General features: G+C 60.6%; 1 pseudogene. It reads left to right on the forward strand.

Annotated elements, in window-relative coordinates:
- Positions 1-310, forward strand: a pseudogene (locus VSR82_RS40195) (DDE-type integrase/transposase/recombinase); the annotation flags it as partial.

Genomic DNA, 310 nt, shown 5'->3' on the forward strand with positions numbered 1-310 from the left:
GGAGGTCGTAGGTTGGTCCGTCAAGCCGCGCATGACGGCGGACCTCGTGACCGACGCATTGACGATGGCGTGGTTCCGCCGCCGGCCCGCGCCCGGCGTCCTGCATCATTCGGATAGAGGCAGTCAAGGCGAATTCAACCGGTCGTCGCAACACTGGATTGTTGAACAGATTTTAGGTACTCGTCCAGCGCAAGCTGGCCTCGTACGGGATGCGCTGCTCGATGAGTCGCAAAGGCAATTGCTGGGACAACGCGCCGACGGAAAGCTTCTTCAACAGCTTGAAGAACGAGCGGGTACACGGCACGCGGTA

Origin of the sequence: Burkholderia sp. JPY481 (assembly GCF_038900515.1) — a bacterium.
Taxonomy (GTDB): Bacteria; Pseudomonadota; Gammaproteobacteria; order Burkholderiales; family Burkholderiaceae; genus Paraburkholderia; species Paraburkholderia youngii.